Origin of the sequence: Novosphingobium sp. SL115 (genome assembly GCF_026672515.1) — a bacterium.
Lineage (GTDB): Bacteria > Pseudomonadota > Alphaproteobacteria > Sphingomonadales > Sphingomonadaceae > Novosphingobium.
Window position 1 is genome coordinate 34453 of the sequence record NZ_JAPPRG010000002.1, and the last position, 15235, is coordinate 49687.

16 protein-coding genes are annotated in these 15235 nt (G+C 61.6%); 8 read left to right on the forward strand and 8 right to left on the reverse strand.

Going from position 1 to position 15235, the window contains the following annotated elements:
- Positions 1-23: 23 nt before the first annotated feature.
- Positions 24-563, forward strand: a complete 540-nt coding sequence (locus OVA07_RS01650) for an NUDIX domain-containing protein (protein WP_268169732.1) — start codon at positions 24-26, stop codon at positions 561-563.
- Here the strand turns inward: OVA07_RS01650 and dinB are convergent.
- The gene (gene dinB, locus OVA07_RS01655) at positions 536-1681 is read right to left on the reverse strand and encodes a DNA polymerase IV (RefSeq protein ID WP_442789607.1); all 1146 of its coding nucleotides are present in this window, start codon (positions 1679-1681) and stop codon (positions 536-538) included. The two genes, OVA07_RS01650 and dinB, sit on opposite strands and share 28 nt — an antisense overlap.
- Positions 1682-1788: 107 nt before the next feature.
- Between dinB and OVA07_RS01660 the strand changes: the two genes are divergently transcribed.
- Positions 1789-3015: a multidrug effflux MFS transporter gene (locus OVA07_RS01660; protein ID WP_268169734.1), complete on the forward strand. Its 1227-nt coding sequence runs from the start codon at positions 1789-1791 to the stop codon at positions 3013-3015.
- A 16-nt stretch (positions 3016-3031) separates the two neighbouring features.
- Here the strand turns inward: OVA07_RS01660 and OVA07_RS01665 are convergent, their stop codons facing one another.
- The 3 genes from OVA07_RS01665 to apaG form a co-directional block, all read right to left on the reverse strand.
- Entirely contained in the window at positions 3032-4819 is a 1788-nt protein-coding gene (locus tag OVA07_RS01665) for a putative bifunctional diguanylate cyclase/phosphodiesterase (protein ID WP_268169735.1), read from the reverse strand.
- A 254-nt stretch (positions 4820-5073) separates the two neighbouring features.
- Positions 5074-5886: a LysR family transcriptional regulator gene (locus tag OVA07_RS01670; protein WP_268169736.1), complete on the reverse strand. Its 813-nt coding sequence runs from the start codon at positions 5884-5886 to the stop codon at positions 5074-5076.
- A 12-nt stretch (positions 5887-5898) separates the two neighbouring features.
- Positions 5899-6297 carry a Co2+/Mg2+ efflux protein ApaG gene (gene apaG, locus OVA07_RS01675; protein WP_268169737.1) on the reverse strand — a complete coding sequence of 133 codons (399 nt, stop codon included), beginning with the start codon at positions 6295-6297 and terminating at the stop codon, positions 5899-5901.
- A 103-nt stretch (positions 6298-6400) separates the two neighbouring features.
- On the opposite strand from apaG, the gene recO reads away from it, so the two are divergent.
- Genes recO through OVA07_RS01695 form a run of 4 tightly spaced genes read left to right on the forward strand, consistent with a single transcriptional unit; the run spans position 6401 to position 9902 of the window.
- Positions 6401-7009, forward strand: a complete 609-nt coding sequence (gene recO, locus OVA07_RS01680; protein ID WP_268169738.1) for a DNA repair protein RecO — start codon at positions 6401-6403, stop codon at positions 7007-7009.
- Between the two features lie 38 nt (positions 7010-7047).
- Positions 7048-8106 carry a 3-isopropylmalate dehydrogenase gene (gene leuB, locus OVA07_RS01685; protein WP_268169739.1) on the forward strand — a complete coding sequence of 353 codons (1059 nt, stop codon included), beginning with the start codon at positions 7048-7050 and terminating at the stop codon, positions 8104-8106.
- 12 nt (positions 8107-8118) lie between these two features.
- A complete protein-coding gene (locus OVA07_RS01690) occupies positions 8119-9240 on the forward strand; it encodes a glycosyltransferase (RefSeq protein ID WP_268169740.1) in 1122 nt (373 codons plus the stop codon).
- Positions 9195-9902, forward strand: a complete 708-nt coding sequence (locus OVA07_RS01695; RefSeq protein ID WP_268169741.1) for a DUF2238 domain-containing protein — start codon at positions 9195-9197, stop codon at positions 9900-9902. Before OVA07_RS01690 ends, OVA07_RS01695 begins: the two co-directional genes overlap by 46 nt.
- Here the strand turns inward: OVA07_RS01695 and OVA07_RS01700 are convergent.
- Positions 9875-11179: a phospholipid carrier-dependent glycosyltransferase gene (locus OVA07_RS01700; protein ID WP_268169742.1), complete on the reverse strand. Its 1305-nt coding sequence runs from the start codon at positions 11177-11179 to the stop codon at positions 9875-9877. The genes OVA07_RS01695 and OVA07_RS01700 overlap by 28 nt on opposite strands.
- 83 nt (positions 11180-11262) lie before the next feature.
- Between OVA07_RS01700 and metZ the strand changes: the two genes are divergently transcribed.
- Together metZ and OVA07_RS01710 are read left to right on the forward strand one after the other, a co-directional pair.
- Positions 11263-12471 carry an O-succinylhomoserine sulfhydrylase gene (gene metZ, locus OVA07_RS01705; RefSeq protein ID WP_268169743.1) on the forward strand — a complete coding sequence of 403 codons (1209 nt, stop codon included), beginning with the start codon at positions 11263-11265 and terminating at the stop codon, positions 12469-12471.
- A 73-nt stretch (positions 12472-12544) separates the two neighbouring features.
- Complete coding sequence (locus OVA07_RS01710) at positions 12545-13915, forward strand: sensor histidine kinase (protein ID WP_268169744.1); 1371 nt, start codon at positions 12545-12547, stop codon at positions 13913-13915.
- Between the two features lie 47 nt (positions 13916-13962).
- Here OVA07_RS01710 and OVA07_RS01715 read toward each other — a convergent pair whose 3' ends face one another.
- From OVA07_RS01715 to OVA07_RS01725, 3 genes are all read right to left on the reverse strand, one after another.
- Complete coding sequence (locus OVA07_RS01715; protein ID WP_268169745.1) at positions 13963-14235, reverse strand: hypothetical protein; 273 nt, start codon at positions 14233-14235, stop codon at positions 13963-13965.
- A gap of 96 nt (positions 14236-14331) precedes the next feature.
- A complete protein-coding gene (locus tag OVA07_RS01720; RefSeq protein WP_268169746.1) occupies positions 14332-14586 on the reverse strand; it encodes an accessory factor UbiK family protein in 255 nt (84 codons plus the stop codon).
- Between the two features lie 62 nt (positions 14587-14648).
- Positions 14649-15203, reverse strand: a complete 555-nt coding sequence (locus OVA07_RS01725; RefSeq protein WP_268169747.1) for a TspO/MBR family protein — start codon at positions 15201-15203, stop codon at positions 14649-14651.
- Positions 15204-15235 lie beyond the last annotated feature (32 nt).

The window sequence follows — 15235 nt, forward strand, 5'->3', positions numbered from 1 at the left end:
TGCGACCGTGTGATGACGCGGATGTGCCCATTCCAAATGACAGCAGCAGTGCATTCGTCCATGGTGCGGCCATGCTCGATTTCCTGCCCGGCCCCATGCACCGCCTTGTGCTGCGCAACGCCCATGCATTGCGCTTGTGGTGGTGGCGCACCACGCACCGGCGGGTGCGCGGGTGCAACGTGATTGCGGCAAATGACGCGGGCGAGGTGCTGCTGGTGCGGCACAGCTATCATTCGCCCAACACATGGATGCTGCCCGGCGGCGGGCTTGGCACCAATGAAGAACCGGCAATTGCGGGCGCGCGCGAACTGCTGGAAGAAACCGGCTGCATCCTGCTGCGCCCTGTCCACATCGGCACTGTCACGCTGGACCGCACGGGCTGGACCAACCTGCTGGAAATGGTTGCAGGGCACACAGATGATCTGCCCCGGCCAGACGGACGCGAAATTATCGAAGCCCGCTTCTTTGCTCCGGACGCCTTGCCGGACCAGACCAGTAGCCCGGTAAAAGCCATGATCGCGCGCTGGTTGGCCGGTCAGAACGGAAGCTCTGGCTGCGATTGAACAGGCGCACCGCGGCCCTGGCCCTCTTCCGGTTCCTCACCGTCCAATGCGGACAACGTAAGCCCCATCAGCCGGATCGGCTGTGGCAAAGGCAGTTGCGCGTCCAGCAATTCACGCGACATCTGCGCAAATTCATCCCGGTTCATCACGGCGCGCGGCAGCGACCGGGCGCGGGTAAGGTTGCTGAAATCGGAAAACTTCATCTTCAGCGTCACCGTCCGCCCGCGCGCGCCACTGCGTTCAATCCGGTCCCAGACGATATCGATGATCCACTCCAGTGTTTCGCGCAGCGCTGTGCCTGCTGAAATATCCCGCTCGAACGTGCGTTCGCCACCGATGGATTTGCGGGGGCGATCAGCCTTCACCTGCCGCAAATCGATGCCGCGCACCGCACGATAGAGATAGTCAGCCTGGCTGCCGAAATTGGCGCGCAGAAAGACAAGGTCTTTGACCCGCAGATCCGCACCGGTTTCAATCCCCAGCGCCGCCATCTTTTCCGCCCCGCGCGGCCCGATACCGTGGAACCGCCGCACCGGCAGGCTGGCAACAAACGCCGCCCCTTCACCCGGCCGGATCACGCACAGGCCGTCGGGTTTGTTCTGGTCGCTGGCGATCTTGGCCAGAAACTTGTTGTAGGACACCCCGGCGCTGGCGGTCAGCCCGGTTTCGGCACGGATGCGCTGGCGAATCAGTTCGGCAATGCGCGTGGCCGATCCGATGCCGCGCACATCGTCAGTCACGTCGAGATAGGCCTCATCCAGCGACAATGGTTCGACATGGGGCGTGAAATGCAGAAAAATGGCACGGATCTGCTGGGACACTCCGCGATAGACATCGAAGCGCGGCTTGCAGAAGATCAGGTCCGGGCAAAGCTTGATCGCACGGGCCGATGGCATAGCCGAGCGCACGCCAAAGCGCCGCGCTTCATAACTGGCCGCCGCCACCACACCGCGCCCGGATGATCCCCCCACTGCAACAGCTTTGCCCCGTAGGTCAGGGTTGTCGCGCTGCTCCACGCTGGCAAAAAAAGCATCCATATCGATATGGATTATCTTGCGCAGCGCGAAGCCTGAGCGATCCGGTTCGCTATCGACAGGCGGAGCATCCATGTCACCCATCTAGCCCGTTTCGCGCCGCAACATAAAGGGTGGGATTCCCGATCGAATTGGTCCACATGGCGGTTATGTCAGCTAACAATAGCGAAAATACTTCGTCAGCGCGCAACATGGGCGAACGCGAAACCATTGCGATGATGGCGCTGGTCATGGCGCTTCAGGCGCTGGCCGTGGATGCCATGTTGCCTGCGCTGGGCGATATTGCCACCGACCTTGCGGTGTCCGATCCTAATGAACGGCAATTGGTGGTCGGCACATTCCTGCTGGCTTCGGGCTTTGCCTCGCTGATTCCCGGCGCGCTGGCGGACCGTTTCGGTCGTCGCCCTGTGCTGCTGGTTTGCGTGGCGCTTTACATTGTGTTCTCGCTGGCCTGCGCATTGGTCACGTCTTTCGACATGCTGCTGGTGATGCGCGTGCTTCAGGCCGTGGGCTGCGGCGGTCTTGCCGTGCTGCCGGGCGCTGTCATCCGCGATCGCTTTGCCGGTGACCAGATGGCCAAGCAGATGTCGATCATCTCTGTCGTGTTCCTTGTCGTGCCCATGCTGGCCCCCAGCATCGGACAGGTCGTGCTGCTTTTTGCGGGCTGGCGCTGGATATTCGTGTTTCTCGCGGCAATGGGCGCGGCCATGGGCCTATGGGTGGCGCTGCGCCTGCCCGAAACGCTCGATCCCGAATACCGCCAGCCAATCCATGCCAGTTCCATCGCAGTGAACATGATCGGCGCCGCCACCAACCGGTCGGCCATCGGCTATGTGCTAGGCAGTTCGCTGACGTTCGGGGCGATGATCGGCTACGTTAATTCATCGCAACAGCTTGTAGCGGAACATTTTGGTGCGGGCGCCATGTTCCCGGTGCTGTTCGGCTTTTCCGCCCTGATGATGGCCATGGCCAACTTTTCAAACTCGCGCATTGTCGAACGCTTTGGCGCGCGGCGCGTTTCGCACACTGCGGTCATCGCGTTCATTTTCGTCAGCGCATTGCAGACATGGTTTTCGAGCCATCTGGACGAAACGCTGTGGCAGTTCATGCCGCTGATGATTACCAACATGATTCTGATCGGGTTCATCGGCGCAAACTTCGGCTCCATCGCCCTGCAACCGTTTGCTCGCACGGCAGGCACCGCCAATTCGATGCATGCCTTCCTGCGCATGGTCATCGGATCGCTGATCGGGATCGGCGTCGGGCAGGCCTATGATGGTACCGCGCATCCGCTGGCGCTGGCACTGCTGGGCAGCGGCGTGTTCAGCCTATTGCTGGTGCTCTACAGCGAAAAGGGCAAGCTTTTCCGCCGCTTGCACCCTCCGGGCACCCCGCGCCCGGTCGTGCTGGAACACTGATCGGCAGTCACGCTGCTCAGGCCACGTTGGCCACCTTTGCCAGAAGCGCTTCGATAGGTTCGGGCCTGCCGAAATGGTATCCCTGCATCAGCCTGACACCCAAGGCGCGAGCCGTATCGGCCTGTGCCTGATCTTCGACTCCTTCAATGGTGCAGTCGATGCCCAGTTGCCACGACAGCGAGATGATGGTTCCCACCAAGGCGCGCGCCCCCGGATCGGTTGCCAGCGCCCGCGACAGGCCCTGATCGATCTTTATCATGTCCAGCGGCAGGCGATGCACCTGGCTGAGGCTTGACCAGCCTGCGCCGAAATCATCCAGCGCAATGCGAAAGCCCTGTTGTCGGAACGCGCGCAACTGCGCATCGGCCCGCTTCGGATCGCCAAGCAACGCCCGTTCGGTCACTTCCAGCACGATCGATTGTGGCGGTGCGCCGGCATCACGGACAATGCGGGCCAGCGCTTCTGCTGTTCCGGCACGGGTAACATCGCGCGGAGAAAGGTTGATCGACAGTGTGCGCCCCTGCTCCCAGGCACGGCATTCGGCCAGGGCGCGGGCCAGCACCATCCGGGTCAGTTCGCCAGTGCGCCCAGTCGCTTCGGCCAGATGCATGAATTTGCCCGGCATCAGCCACGCTTCGCCATCAGGACTCCAGCGCACAAACGCTTCAAAGCCGGTTGTCCGCCCGCTCTCGATATCGATGATCGGCTGATAGACCAGCCTGATATGTTTATCGAGTTCGCTATCGTTGAACAGCCGGGTGATCGCGGCCCGTGCCTGAAGTTCCACTTCATCTTCCGGGGTGAACACCACCACGGCACCATCGCCCTGCTCTTTGGCCTTGTAGAGCGCTGCGTCCGCGCGTTCCAGACTGTCGCTGGCGGTGCGACCTGCCACGCGATGAATGCCGATGGACCCTGAAAAACGCAAAACCGCACCGCCGTGGCAGACCCGCGCGCGCAGGGATTCCGACATATCCATGGCCAGCGCGCGCACCGCCTCTTCATCCAGCGACGCATCTATAATCGCTGCAAATTCATCACCGCCCAAACGTCCGCAGGCCTTGACCTGCACCACATCCGCCAAGCGCGCCGCCACAGCCGCCAGCACGGCATCTCCAGCCGCGTGGCCATACGTGTCGTTGATATGCTTGAACCCGTCCAGATCGATCAGGGCCAGCCACGCCGCACCATGGCCGTGGCGGTTGCCAACCAGCTCCTGTTCCAGCCGCAGCAGGATCGCCCGGCGATTAAGCGCACCGGTCAGCGGATCAACCGTGGCCTGAAGGTGGTTGGCCTGCGCCAGTCGGGCAGCTTCACGTTCGCGGCGGACAAGTTGCTGGCGCGACAGTTCAAGTCGCACGAAATCGCGGTGATGACCATTCGCAATCATCAGCAGCAAAGTGGTGATGCTGCCCTGCACCAGCACGACCGGGACGGCGTTGGGATGTCCGCTGAACAAAACCTGCGCGCTGAAGGGAAGCATGATCGCAATGGCGATCCGCAACGCTGTCAACGGTGAATGACCCAGCCCCAGAATACCGGAAAACATCGCCACAGCGACCATGTAGTGCAGGAACGATTGGGTCAGAACATCCCCGTAGGAATGCAGCATCATGACCCACAATCCGAATACGAACGCTGCCGCAGAGCCGACCCTGCTCATCATCTTCAGATCGCGGCGCAAGGTTTCAAGCGAGCGGACGCCGACTCGGCTTGGCAGCCAGTAAACCGCCCGCCACAGCGAGAATGCGCTGAACGCCAGACAACCTGAATAAACCAGCGGTGCAGGCGCATGATCGTGCATCCGCATGCCTACCAGGCAGGCATCGATAACCACGACGAGATAGAGGAGCGGCAGTCTTTGCGATAGGCTGTGGGTATAGGCACGGGTAAAATTGTCACCGTCCCGCTGCGCCCACTGCGCATGTAACCTGCGGCCGACATTGCCCAGTAAACACGCCGGCTTTGACAACAGTGCCGAGAAGGAGACCCCCGATAACATGGTGGCACGATACGCTACACCGGGTTAACAGCCGGTAAGGGAAGTGCCGTTTCTGGTCACTCAGCCAGAGCGACGACGAGCGCCTTGACCTTTTTCTGGCGCCACTGCGGCGGAGGAGCAACCAGCCAGTAACCGCGACGCGATGGCACAGGATCACCCAGTGCGATGATGCGACCGGTTTCGATAGCGGGTTGCGCAAGTTGATAAGGGACATGCGCGCGGCCAAGGCCTGCACGGGCGGCGCTGATCGCCGTACCGGCATCGCCCACCGAAAACCCGACATCGCTTCCGCCTGTAAGCGCCCCGCCCGGCGCCGGATCGCCCGGCCAGCCGATCCAAGGGCCATCGGCAGGCGCATCGGGTGCGGTTACCGTGACCATAAGCGGTGCGCCCAGCGCCACGCCTTCGAGATCGCCCGGCCCTTCAGCCCAGCGCACGGCGAGATCGAGGTTGGCTTCGGTGAAATCAACGTCGGCATCGCCACCGACCAGCGCAAACCGCATCTGCGGATTGCCTGCACGAAACGCGGCAAGGCGCGGGGAGAGCCAGGCCGAGAAGAAATCGCGCGGACAGGCGATGGTATAGACGTGGCTGGACTGCCCTGCCTGCATCGCCTGAACGCCTTCTTCAAAGCGCAGGAAACCTTCGCGAATCGAATCGAGGCCGGAGATTGCCTCGTCCGTCAGTTCCAGCCCTTTGGAGGTGCGGCGAAACAGGACAACCCCAAGCAAGTCTTCAAGCGCGCGAATCTGCTGCCCGACGGCCGCAGGCGTTACCGCCAGTTCATCAGCCGCGCGGGTGAACGACAGGTGCCTTGCCGCAGCGTCGAGCACGCGCAGGCCGTTGAGCGGAAGATGCGTCCTTTTCATGGGCTGATGCCGTTAGTTTGCCGGAGCCGGAGCCGCCAGCGGAAAGAACGGAATCGCCACATCGAACAGCGAACCATCGGCCCGCTGCATAGTGTAATGCCCTTCCATGCTGCCATTGTGCGTACCAAGGGGACAGCCCGAAACATAATCGTGCGATTGTTCGGGCTGAAGCACGGGCTGTTCCCCCACCACGCCATCGCCATCAACAAAGTTCACAAGCCCCCGCCCATCTGTAATGCGCCAGTGGCGCGACAGGAGCTGGATGGGCTGATCGGTCCCGTTCTCTATCCTGATGTGATAGACCCAGAACCACTTGCCCGCTTCGATCCGCGATTGTTCAGGCAGGAAATTGACGGCGACGCGCACCGTTATCCCATCCGTGATGGCCGCGTGTTGGAAGAGCTGCTTCATGGTCATCAAACTATCGCAGATTGTGCCGCGTTCCAACGGACTTGTGTAACTTTTGATGAAACCTTGCCCACGCCTGTGTTCCGGCGCAGAGGCTGGAGCCGTCATGCTGATCCGCACCCCCGCCCTGCTGTGCGCCGTCCGCCCCCACGGCGAACATGGCGCCATCGTGCGCCTGCTGACCGAAGAATACGGACTGGCAGCCGCTTATGTGGCCGGCGCGCGCGGTCGAGAACTGCGCCCGCTGCTGATCCCTGGCAATCTGCTGGAAGTGGAGGTGCGTTCCCGCACCGCATCGCAATTGCCATCGGCCCGACTGGAACTGATCGCCAGCCGGGGACCATGGCTTTCAGAACCGTTGCCCAGTGCTGGAATCGGCTGGGCCTGCGCGCTAACCGCCGCCACCCTGCCCGAAGGCCATGCCTATCCGCCGCTATATGATGGCCTGTCCGCGCTGCTGAACGCGATCTGCCATGCGCCATCGGCACGCGGCTGGGCGCGGGTGCTGGCAGGATATGAAGCACTGCTGCTGCGCGAAGTGGGCTATGGCGCGGCCCCTGCCCCGCCCCCGGAAGAAACCTGGGCTGACCTGATCGCGCGACTGGAACGACAGGGCAAGGCGATTGGCAACCGGCTGCTTGCCGATCGGACAGGCGATGTTATGGCGGCCCGCGCGATTCTGCTGGATCGTCTGCGCCGCATCGGCGCGGACTGAACGCCAGCGACACAGACGAGTTTAGAAGGGGTTTTTGCATGAAGATTGCGGTTCTGCCGGGCGACGGCATCGGTCCCGAAGTAACGCACGAAGCCGTGCGCGTGATCGAGGCGCTGGGCCTTGGCGATATCGAGATGAAGCATGCTCCGGTGGGCGGGGCGGCCTACAAGGCCTATGGCCACCCCCTGCCTTCCGAAACGCTGGAAATTGCGCGGCTGTCTGATGGCATTCTGTTTGGCGCGGTGGGCGATCCCGACTGCGATTCGCTGGAGCGCCATCTGCGCCCCGAACAGGCCATCCTGGGCCTGCGCAAGGAACTGACCCTGTTTGCCAACCTGCGCCCGGCAAAGGTGTTCGGCGGCCTGGAAAACTTCTCGGCCCTGCGCCCCGAAGTGGCGGGCGCAATCGACATGGTGATCGTGCGCGAGCTGAACGGCGACGTCTATTTCGGGGAAAAGGGCTTCCGCACCACCGCCAATGGCGACCGCGAAGGCTATGACATCATGTCATACAGCGAAAGCGAAGTGCGCCGCATCGCCCACATCGGCTTCCGCACAGCCATGGGCCGGGCCAAGCGCCTGTGTTCGGTGGACAAGGCCAACGTGCTGGAAACTAGCCAGCTCTGGCGCGACGTGGTGATCGAAGTGGCCAAGGAATATCCCGAAGTCACGCTGGAACACATGTATGTCGACAACGCGGCGATGCAATTGGTTCGCGCGCCGGGCAAGTTCGACGTGGTGCTGACCGGCAACCTGTTTGGCGACATTCTTTCGGATCAGGCATCGATGTGTGTCGGCTCCATCGGCTTGCTGGCATCAGCATCGCTTGGCGAACGCCAGACCGCGCATGGTACGTTCGGTCTGTATGAACCCATTCACGGTTCTGCCCCGGACATTGCCGGGCAAGGTCTTGCCAATCCGATGGCGACGATCCTTTCCGCCGCCATGCTGCTGCGCCACTCGCTGGGTCAGGCGCAGGCCGCCGAACGGATTGAAGCCGCCGTTGCCGAAACCCTTTCCGATGGCGTTCTGGGCCGTGATCTGGGCGGAAACGCGGGGACGACGGAAATTGGTGACGCGGTGCTGGCAAGGCTGTAAGGGCCGCGCATCATGCTTCAACTTGCCGTCATTCTGCCCACTTTCAACGAGCGCAAGAACATTGCGCTGATGGTCGAACGCCTTGATGCCGCCCTGCAGGGGCTGGCATGGGAGGTGGTATTCGTCGACGACAACAGTCCCGACGGCACCGCCGACGAGGCACGCCGCATTGCGCGCGACGACCCGCGCGTGCGGGTCATCGAACGCATCGGTCGGCGGGGGCTGGCCTCTGCCGCGATCGAAGGCATGTGCGCCACTGCCGCGCCGGTGGTCGCGGTGATGGATGCAGACGGTCAGCACGATGAAAAACTGTTGCCGCAGATGTATGAAGCGGTTGCAGGTGGCGAATATGACGTCGCCTATGCCAGCCGCTTTGCCGAAGGTGCCAGCACCGAAGCCTGGGGCCGCCCGGACCGGGTGAAGGCATCAGGCGTGGCCAATTCCATTGCGCGCAAAGTGACGGGCGTTGACCTGTCCGACCCGATGAGCGGCTTCTTCATGCTGAAGGGCGAAACGCTGCGCGCCGATGCGCACCGCCTTTCGGGCGTGGGCTTCAAGATCCTGCTCGACATTCTGGCCACGGTCGATGCGCCACTTAAGGTCAAGGAATTTCCGATGAATTTCTCGGCCCGCATGGAAGGCGAATCCAAGCTGGACCGGACCGTTGTGTTCGAATTCCTTGTCGGCCTTTACGACAAGTGGCTGGGCCGCTTCATTCCCACCCGCTTTGCCCTGTTCGGCACTGTCGGCGGGCTGGGCGCGGTCGTTCACCTGACTGTGCTGACGCTGGTCTTGCGCTTTTTCGGCACGGACCTTCAGTTAAGTCATTATCCCAAAGAAGCAGCCTTTATCATTGGGCAAACGATGGCTGCGCTGACTGCGATGACCTTCAACTTCGTGTTGAACAACGAGTTGACCTATTCGGACAAGCGCCTGCGCGGGGCAGGTCCGGTCACGCGGGGCTGGCTGAAATTCGCAGCGACCTGTGCGTTCGGGATGCTGGCCAACATCGGCGTGTCGACCGCGCTGGTCCGCATCGGCATCCACACGTATCCGGCGGCCATCGCGGGTATCGTTCTGGCATCGGTGTGGAACTTCGCACTGTCGAGCAAGTTCGTCTGGGGGAAGTACTGATCGGCGGGAACCGGAACGGCTCCAGAAAAGCAAGCTTGCCAAGCGCGCAGGCCCTGCTGCTCGTTCTAACCGCAGCATGGGCAGTGCTCAGCCTGATCGACGCGCCCTATCCTGCACTCGCCCCGTTGCAGAATCTGCCGACACTGGCAGTAACTCTCCTGCTATGGCTGGCGCTTCGGCATTGGCCTATGCCGACCAGTGCCGTCATTTGTGTGTCCGTATTCCTTGTGCTTCACACTATCGGCGGTCGATATATCTATTCCTATGTCCCTTACGAGTCTTGGCTTGCCACACTCGGCCTGCCCTCGGTTGATGTGGCTCTGGGGCTTGGCCGCAATTCGTGGGACCGGTTAGTGCATTTCAGTTTCGGGCTACTGCTGGTGCATCCTATATCATGCTGGCTGATCCGCCATCGTGGAATGGCCGCAAGCCTTGGCGTGTATATCGCGGTCGAGTTCGTATTTGCGGGCAGCGCACTTTACGAAGTATTCGAATGGCTGCTGACCATGTTTATGGCTGGCTCCGATGCCGATGCTTATAACGGCCAGCAAAGCGATATCTGGGACGCCCAAAAGGACATGGCGCTTGCCGGATCGGGTGCCATTGTAACCGCACTATGGTTGCGACTGCGTGCTTACTTCCAGCTATCGAGCCAGGTGTAATCCCGGTAGGAATCCTTGCGGGTTAGTTCGCCTGCCGAGATGATCGGGTAGAACCCGATGAACAGGCCCAGCGACAGGACCATCGTGACCTTGGCTGGCCAGCGCAGGCCCAGATCCCACCACTCCGCCAGAACCAGCGCCAGCGCGGCGATCAGGAAGCAGCTTGCCAGCATGTAGTGGTAGTAGAACTGCACCGGCTTCCCATTGATCGCCCAAAAACCGACCAGCACAGCATAAGCAAGCGCGATCAACAGACGCAGGCGATTGCCCTTGATCCCGTCCCAAGCGCAGAACGCTAGCGCGGGTAGCCCGGCCAACATGGTGAAGGGATTGCCCAGCATCAGCACGCCGCGCTGTGCGCCATCGATGTTTTCGTACAGGAACCAGATCGGGCGGATGTTGGCCATCCATTGCCACCACCGGCTCATATAAGTGTGCGGCTTTTTCACGCTATCCTGCAATTGCAGCATATATTGCTGCCATTCCACCAGACGGCCCAGCGTCATCGGGTCTTTTTCATAGAAGAAGGCGGGCAGGAAGGTGGCGAAGTATACCGCCATAGGCAGCGCCGCCAGCCACACCGTAGCCTCGACCAGTGAAACGCCGGGGACCGGATCGGCCTCTTTCGACGCCCATAACAGGCCAGCGCGGCGGCCTTTCAGTGCTTGCCAGCGGTTGAGCGCGAACAACAGACCGGGCAAAGGCAGCAGTAGCGCTCCGTTCCACTTTGCTCCCAGCGACAGGCCGAGGAATATGCCGGTCAGTGCCAGATGGAGCCGCGCGCGCGATATTGTGCCAGCCGGATTGCGCCATGCCAGCGCCCATTGCCACACCGCCAGCGCCATGAACGCACCCATCGCCATATCGAGAATGGCGATGCGGCTCATCATGAACCAGATGAAATCGGTGGCCAGCAGCAGGCCAAACAGCACCGTGGCGGTGCGCGAAAGGCTGGCCCACCACAGTGCGCGCATCATCGCCCACAGGCCCAGCGCGCCCAGAATGGCCGAAGGAAAGCGCCACCCGAACGGGGTGTCGCCAATCCATTCCATCGACCATGCAATCAACTGTTTGGCCACCAGCGGGTGTTCGGGATTGAGCCGTGCGGTCAGATCAATCAGCCGCCGGGCAGCGGGCAGATAGTGGATCTCGTCAAACATCGGCTTGGACGGGATGCCCAGCCTGTGCAGCAGGACGACAAGGAATGCGGCGGCGATGATGGCGCACCACATCGCGGGGTCTGGTTCGCGGGGGCGAGTGTTGATGGCAGCGGTCATGCCTGTGCACGGATAGGCCCCGCGCGCGCAATCGGCAATCCCGGCGCTTGCGTGTCGGCCCGCGCGAATTTAAGGCAGCGACCATGAAACGCACGACTGGTCAGGACCGTTCGATCACGCGCAAGTGGCGCCCCGCAACCCAGGCGATCCGGGGGGGCACCTGGCGCTCTGAAATGGGCGAGACGTCGGAGGCGCTGTTCCTCACCTCCGGCTACACTTATGACGATGCCGCCACCGTCGCCGCGCGCTTTGCCGGTGAAGCCGAAGGCATGACCTATTCGCGCCTGCAGAACCCCACGGTGCAGATGCTGGAAGAACGCATCGCGTTGCTGGAAGGGGCCGAGGCATGCCGCACGCAGGCCACCGGCATGTCGGCCATGACCACGGCGCTGCTGTGCCAGCTTTCAGCCGGTGACCATATCGTGGCGGCCAAGGCAGCGTTCGGATCGTGCCGCTGGCTGGTGGACAACCTGCTGCCGCGCTTCGGCATCGAAGGCACCACCATCGATGCATCGGATAATGCCGCGTGGGAAGCGGCAATCCGGCCCAATACCAAGGTGTTCTTCTTTGAAAGTCCGGCCAACCCGACGATGGACGTGGTGGACCTTGAAGCGGTCTGTGCATTGGCGAAAAGCAGGGGCATCACCACGGTTGTCGACAACGCCTTTGCCACTGCCGCGTTGCAGCGGCCGATGGATTTTGGCGCCGATGTGGTCGCCTATTCCGCCACCAAGATGATGGATGGGCAGGGCCGCGTCATGGCGGGCGCAGTTTGCGGCTCGACAGATTTCATCAACAACGTGCTGCTGCCGTTCCAGCGCAACACCGGGCCGAACATCGCCGCGTTCAACGCGTGGGTGGTGCTTAAGGGGCTGGAAACGCTGGACCTGCGCATTCACCGGCAAAGTGAGAACGCGCTGAAGGTGGCGAGCTTTGTCGAAGGCCGCGTGCCCAAGCTGCTGTATCCGGGCCTGCCCAGCCATCCGCAATACGAACTGGCCCGCAAGCAGATGAAGGCAGGCGGCACGATCTTTTCGCTGGAACTGGATGGCGGGCGCGAACAGGCGCACGCACTGCTGGATGCGCTGGAACTGATCGACATTTCCAACAACATCGGCGATTCGCGTTCGTTGATGTGCCATCCGGCGTCGACCACGCACCACGGCGTCGGCCCCGAAACCCGCGCTGACATGGGTGTGGGCGAAGGCATGCTGCGCCTGAACGTGGGGCTGGAGGATCCCGACGACCTGATCGAGGATCTGGATCAGGCGCTGGGCAAGATCGGGCTTTGAACACCCGCTCTGCTTCCAGAGCAGGGCGATAGCGTTAGCAATTGCATCCCCCCGCTTTCGCCCTAAGGTGGAAGTGGGGCGGGTCGCAAAGGAGCATGGCGCATTGCTGGCCGAAGCGCATCTTTCAGCGATTATTCAATCATCCGATGATGCCATCATCAGCAAAGACCTGAACGGGACAGTTTTAAGCTGGAACCCGGCGGCAACCCGTATCTTCGGCTTCACCGAAGCAGAAATGGTAGGGCAGTCGATCCGCCGATTGATCCCTGCCGCACGACAGGCCGAAGAAGACGACATCCTTGCCCGCATTGCACGCGGCGATAGAGTGCAGAGCTTCGACACCATGCGCTGCCGCAAGGGCGGCGTGGAAATTGCCGTATCACTGACCGTTTCCCCCGTAGTCGATGGCAATGGCCGTATCGTAGGCGCCAGCAAGATTGCACGCGATATCAGCGCCCGCGAACAGGGCCAACGCGCCCTGCGCGAAAGCGAAGCACGGTTTCGCATGCTGGCCGACAATATCTCGCAACTGGCATGGGTGGCTGACGAAAGCGGCTGGATCGGCTGGTACAACAAGCGCTGGTATGACTTTACCGGCGTGCCCGAAGGGTCAACCGATGGCTGGGCGTGGGACCGGGTGCATCACCCCGATCACGTCGTCAAAGTGCGCGACCGCTTTGCCGCCAGCATCGCGGCGGGCACGGAATGGGAGGACACGTTCCCGTTACGCCGCCACGATGGCGAGTTCCGCTGGTTTCTGTCACGCGCCAAGCCAATCATCGGGGAAGACGGACGGACCGTAAGCTGGTTTGGCACCAATACCGACGTGACCGAAATGCTCGAAAAGGAAGAGCAGATCCGGGTGCTTCTGATGGAAGTAAACCATCGGTCGAAGAACCTGCTCTCGGTGGTGCAGGCGCTGGCCCGGCGATCGGGCGGCGGAGACGCAGAATTCCTGCGCCGGTTCGAAAACCGCCTTGCCAGCCTTTCAGCCAATCAGGATCTGCTAGTCCGACGCGGGTGGTCCACCATCATGATGGACGAACTGGTCGATGCCCAATTGGGGATTCTGGCTCAGTCCAGCCGTGCACAAGTGGAAACACATGGTGCAACCACGCCCCTCAGCCCGCGCAGCGCCGAGATCATCGGCATGGCGCTACACGAACTGGCTACCAACGCATTGAAATATGGCGCGTTGAGTGTGCCATACGGACGAGTGATACTGTCGTGGGACGAAAGCGCGGACGGACGCTTTACCATCGATTGGCGTGAATGTGGCGGTCCATCTGTGGCCCCGCCCGAAGGCCACGGCTTTGGCACAACATTGATTCGCCACATCCCCGCTCGCAGCCTGAACGCAGAAGTCACGCTGGATTACGCGCCAACCGGCCTGCACTGGAAGCTGGACTGCACCACGGCCATAGCACGCAGTCTGGCGAGTTAGACCGGATCTCACCGAGGATGGATTAAAAGTCGCCATGCTTGCCTGCTCTAGGCGGCAGCAGGGCTTGTTTCATCGTCCACAGCAGACAGTGCAGCGTCGCGCTTATCTTCGGTAATCAGCCGGTTTTCGCCGCGCCCCATGGTCCAGTTCTTGCCAAGCCGGACCTTGTGGTTGGGCGCACACCAGATTTCGCCTGAAGTATCAAGCGCCGTGACCCAGATCAGGTTATGTTCCTGCCCGTAATCAATCATGCCGATGGCATAGCCATCGCCTTTGCCCAAAACGTGGAGCGGAATGGTAGGGTTGAGTTGTGTAAACACGCGGATTGTTCCCTGACGGCACCTGTGCGGTGCAGTGTGATACAGGGACAATCCGCGATCATTGGGGGAAGTTCCCGATCGCGCTGATCCGCCCAGTCAGTCCGTCTTGCCCGCAGCGGCTTCGAGTGCAGCGAGCCGAGTTTTGAGGCTTTCCATTTCCTCGCGTGCGACCGCAGCCATATCCTTCACCGCATCGAATTCTTCGCGGCTCACGAAATCCATGCCGCCGAAAATTTCCTTGGCCTTTTCGCGCGCATTCTCGCCTGCTTCGCGGCCCATGCCGGCAAGGGTACCCGCCGCGCCGTTAATCAGCTTGACGAAATCGGCGATCAGCGGGTTTTCGCTTTGCATGGAAATTGTCCTGTTGAAATGTCAGGTCCGCTATGTGGGAGACGGGCCGCACTCTCGCAAGGTCAAATCTCTACCCGCACCGTGCTCGACCGGCCAAATGCGCCATCAGCATCGGGATTGAGCCGCCCGACCTCGAACGTCAGCACGCTGGCGAAGCAAACCCACGCCAGATAGGGCAGCAACAGCATCCCAGCCACCGGGCGAATGCGCCAGAAAAGTACCAACGTTATCAGGATGGAGACCGCCATCGCCACCGCAATCCACACCGCCACGGTAATCTGGTGCATGGCAAAGAACACGGGCGACCATGACAGGTTAAGCGCAAGCTGGACAAGGAACATTGCAGTTGCCAGCCCGCGCCCAGCCGCGCCGCGCGCCGACAGGATCATTGCCAGCGCAATTCCCATCAGCACGTAAAGCGTGGTCCACACAATCGGAAAGGCAATGGGCGGCGGGTAGATGCCGGGTTTCACCAGCCCATCAAACCAGGGATTGCCCGGACCGCTGCCCGCAGCCTGTCCGGAAAAGAAGCCGAGCACCAGCAGAAGCGGCACGGTGAACAATGACCAGCGCAGCAAGCTGGCGCGAAGCTGACCGGAAGAAGCTAGGTAGTTCATGTCACCCTTATGCCGTACGACGCCACGCGATT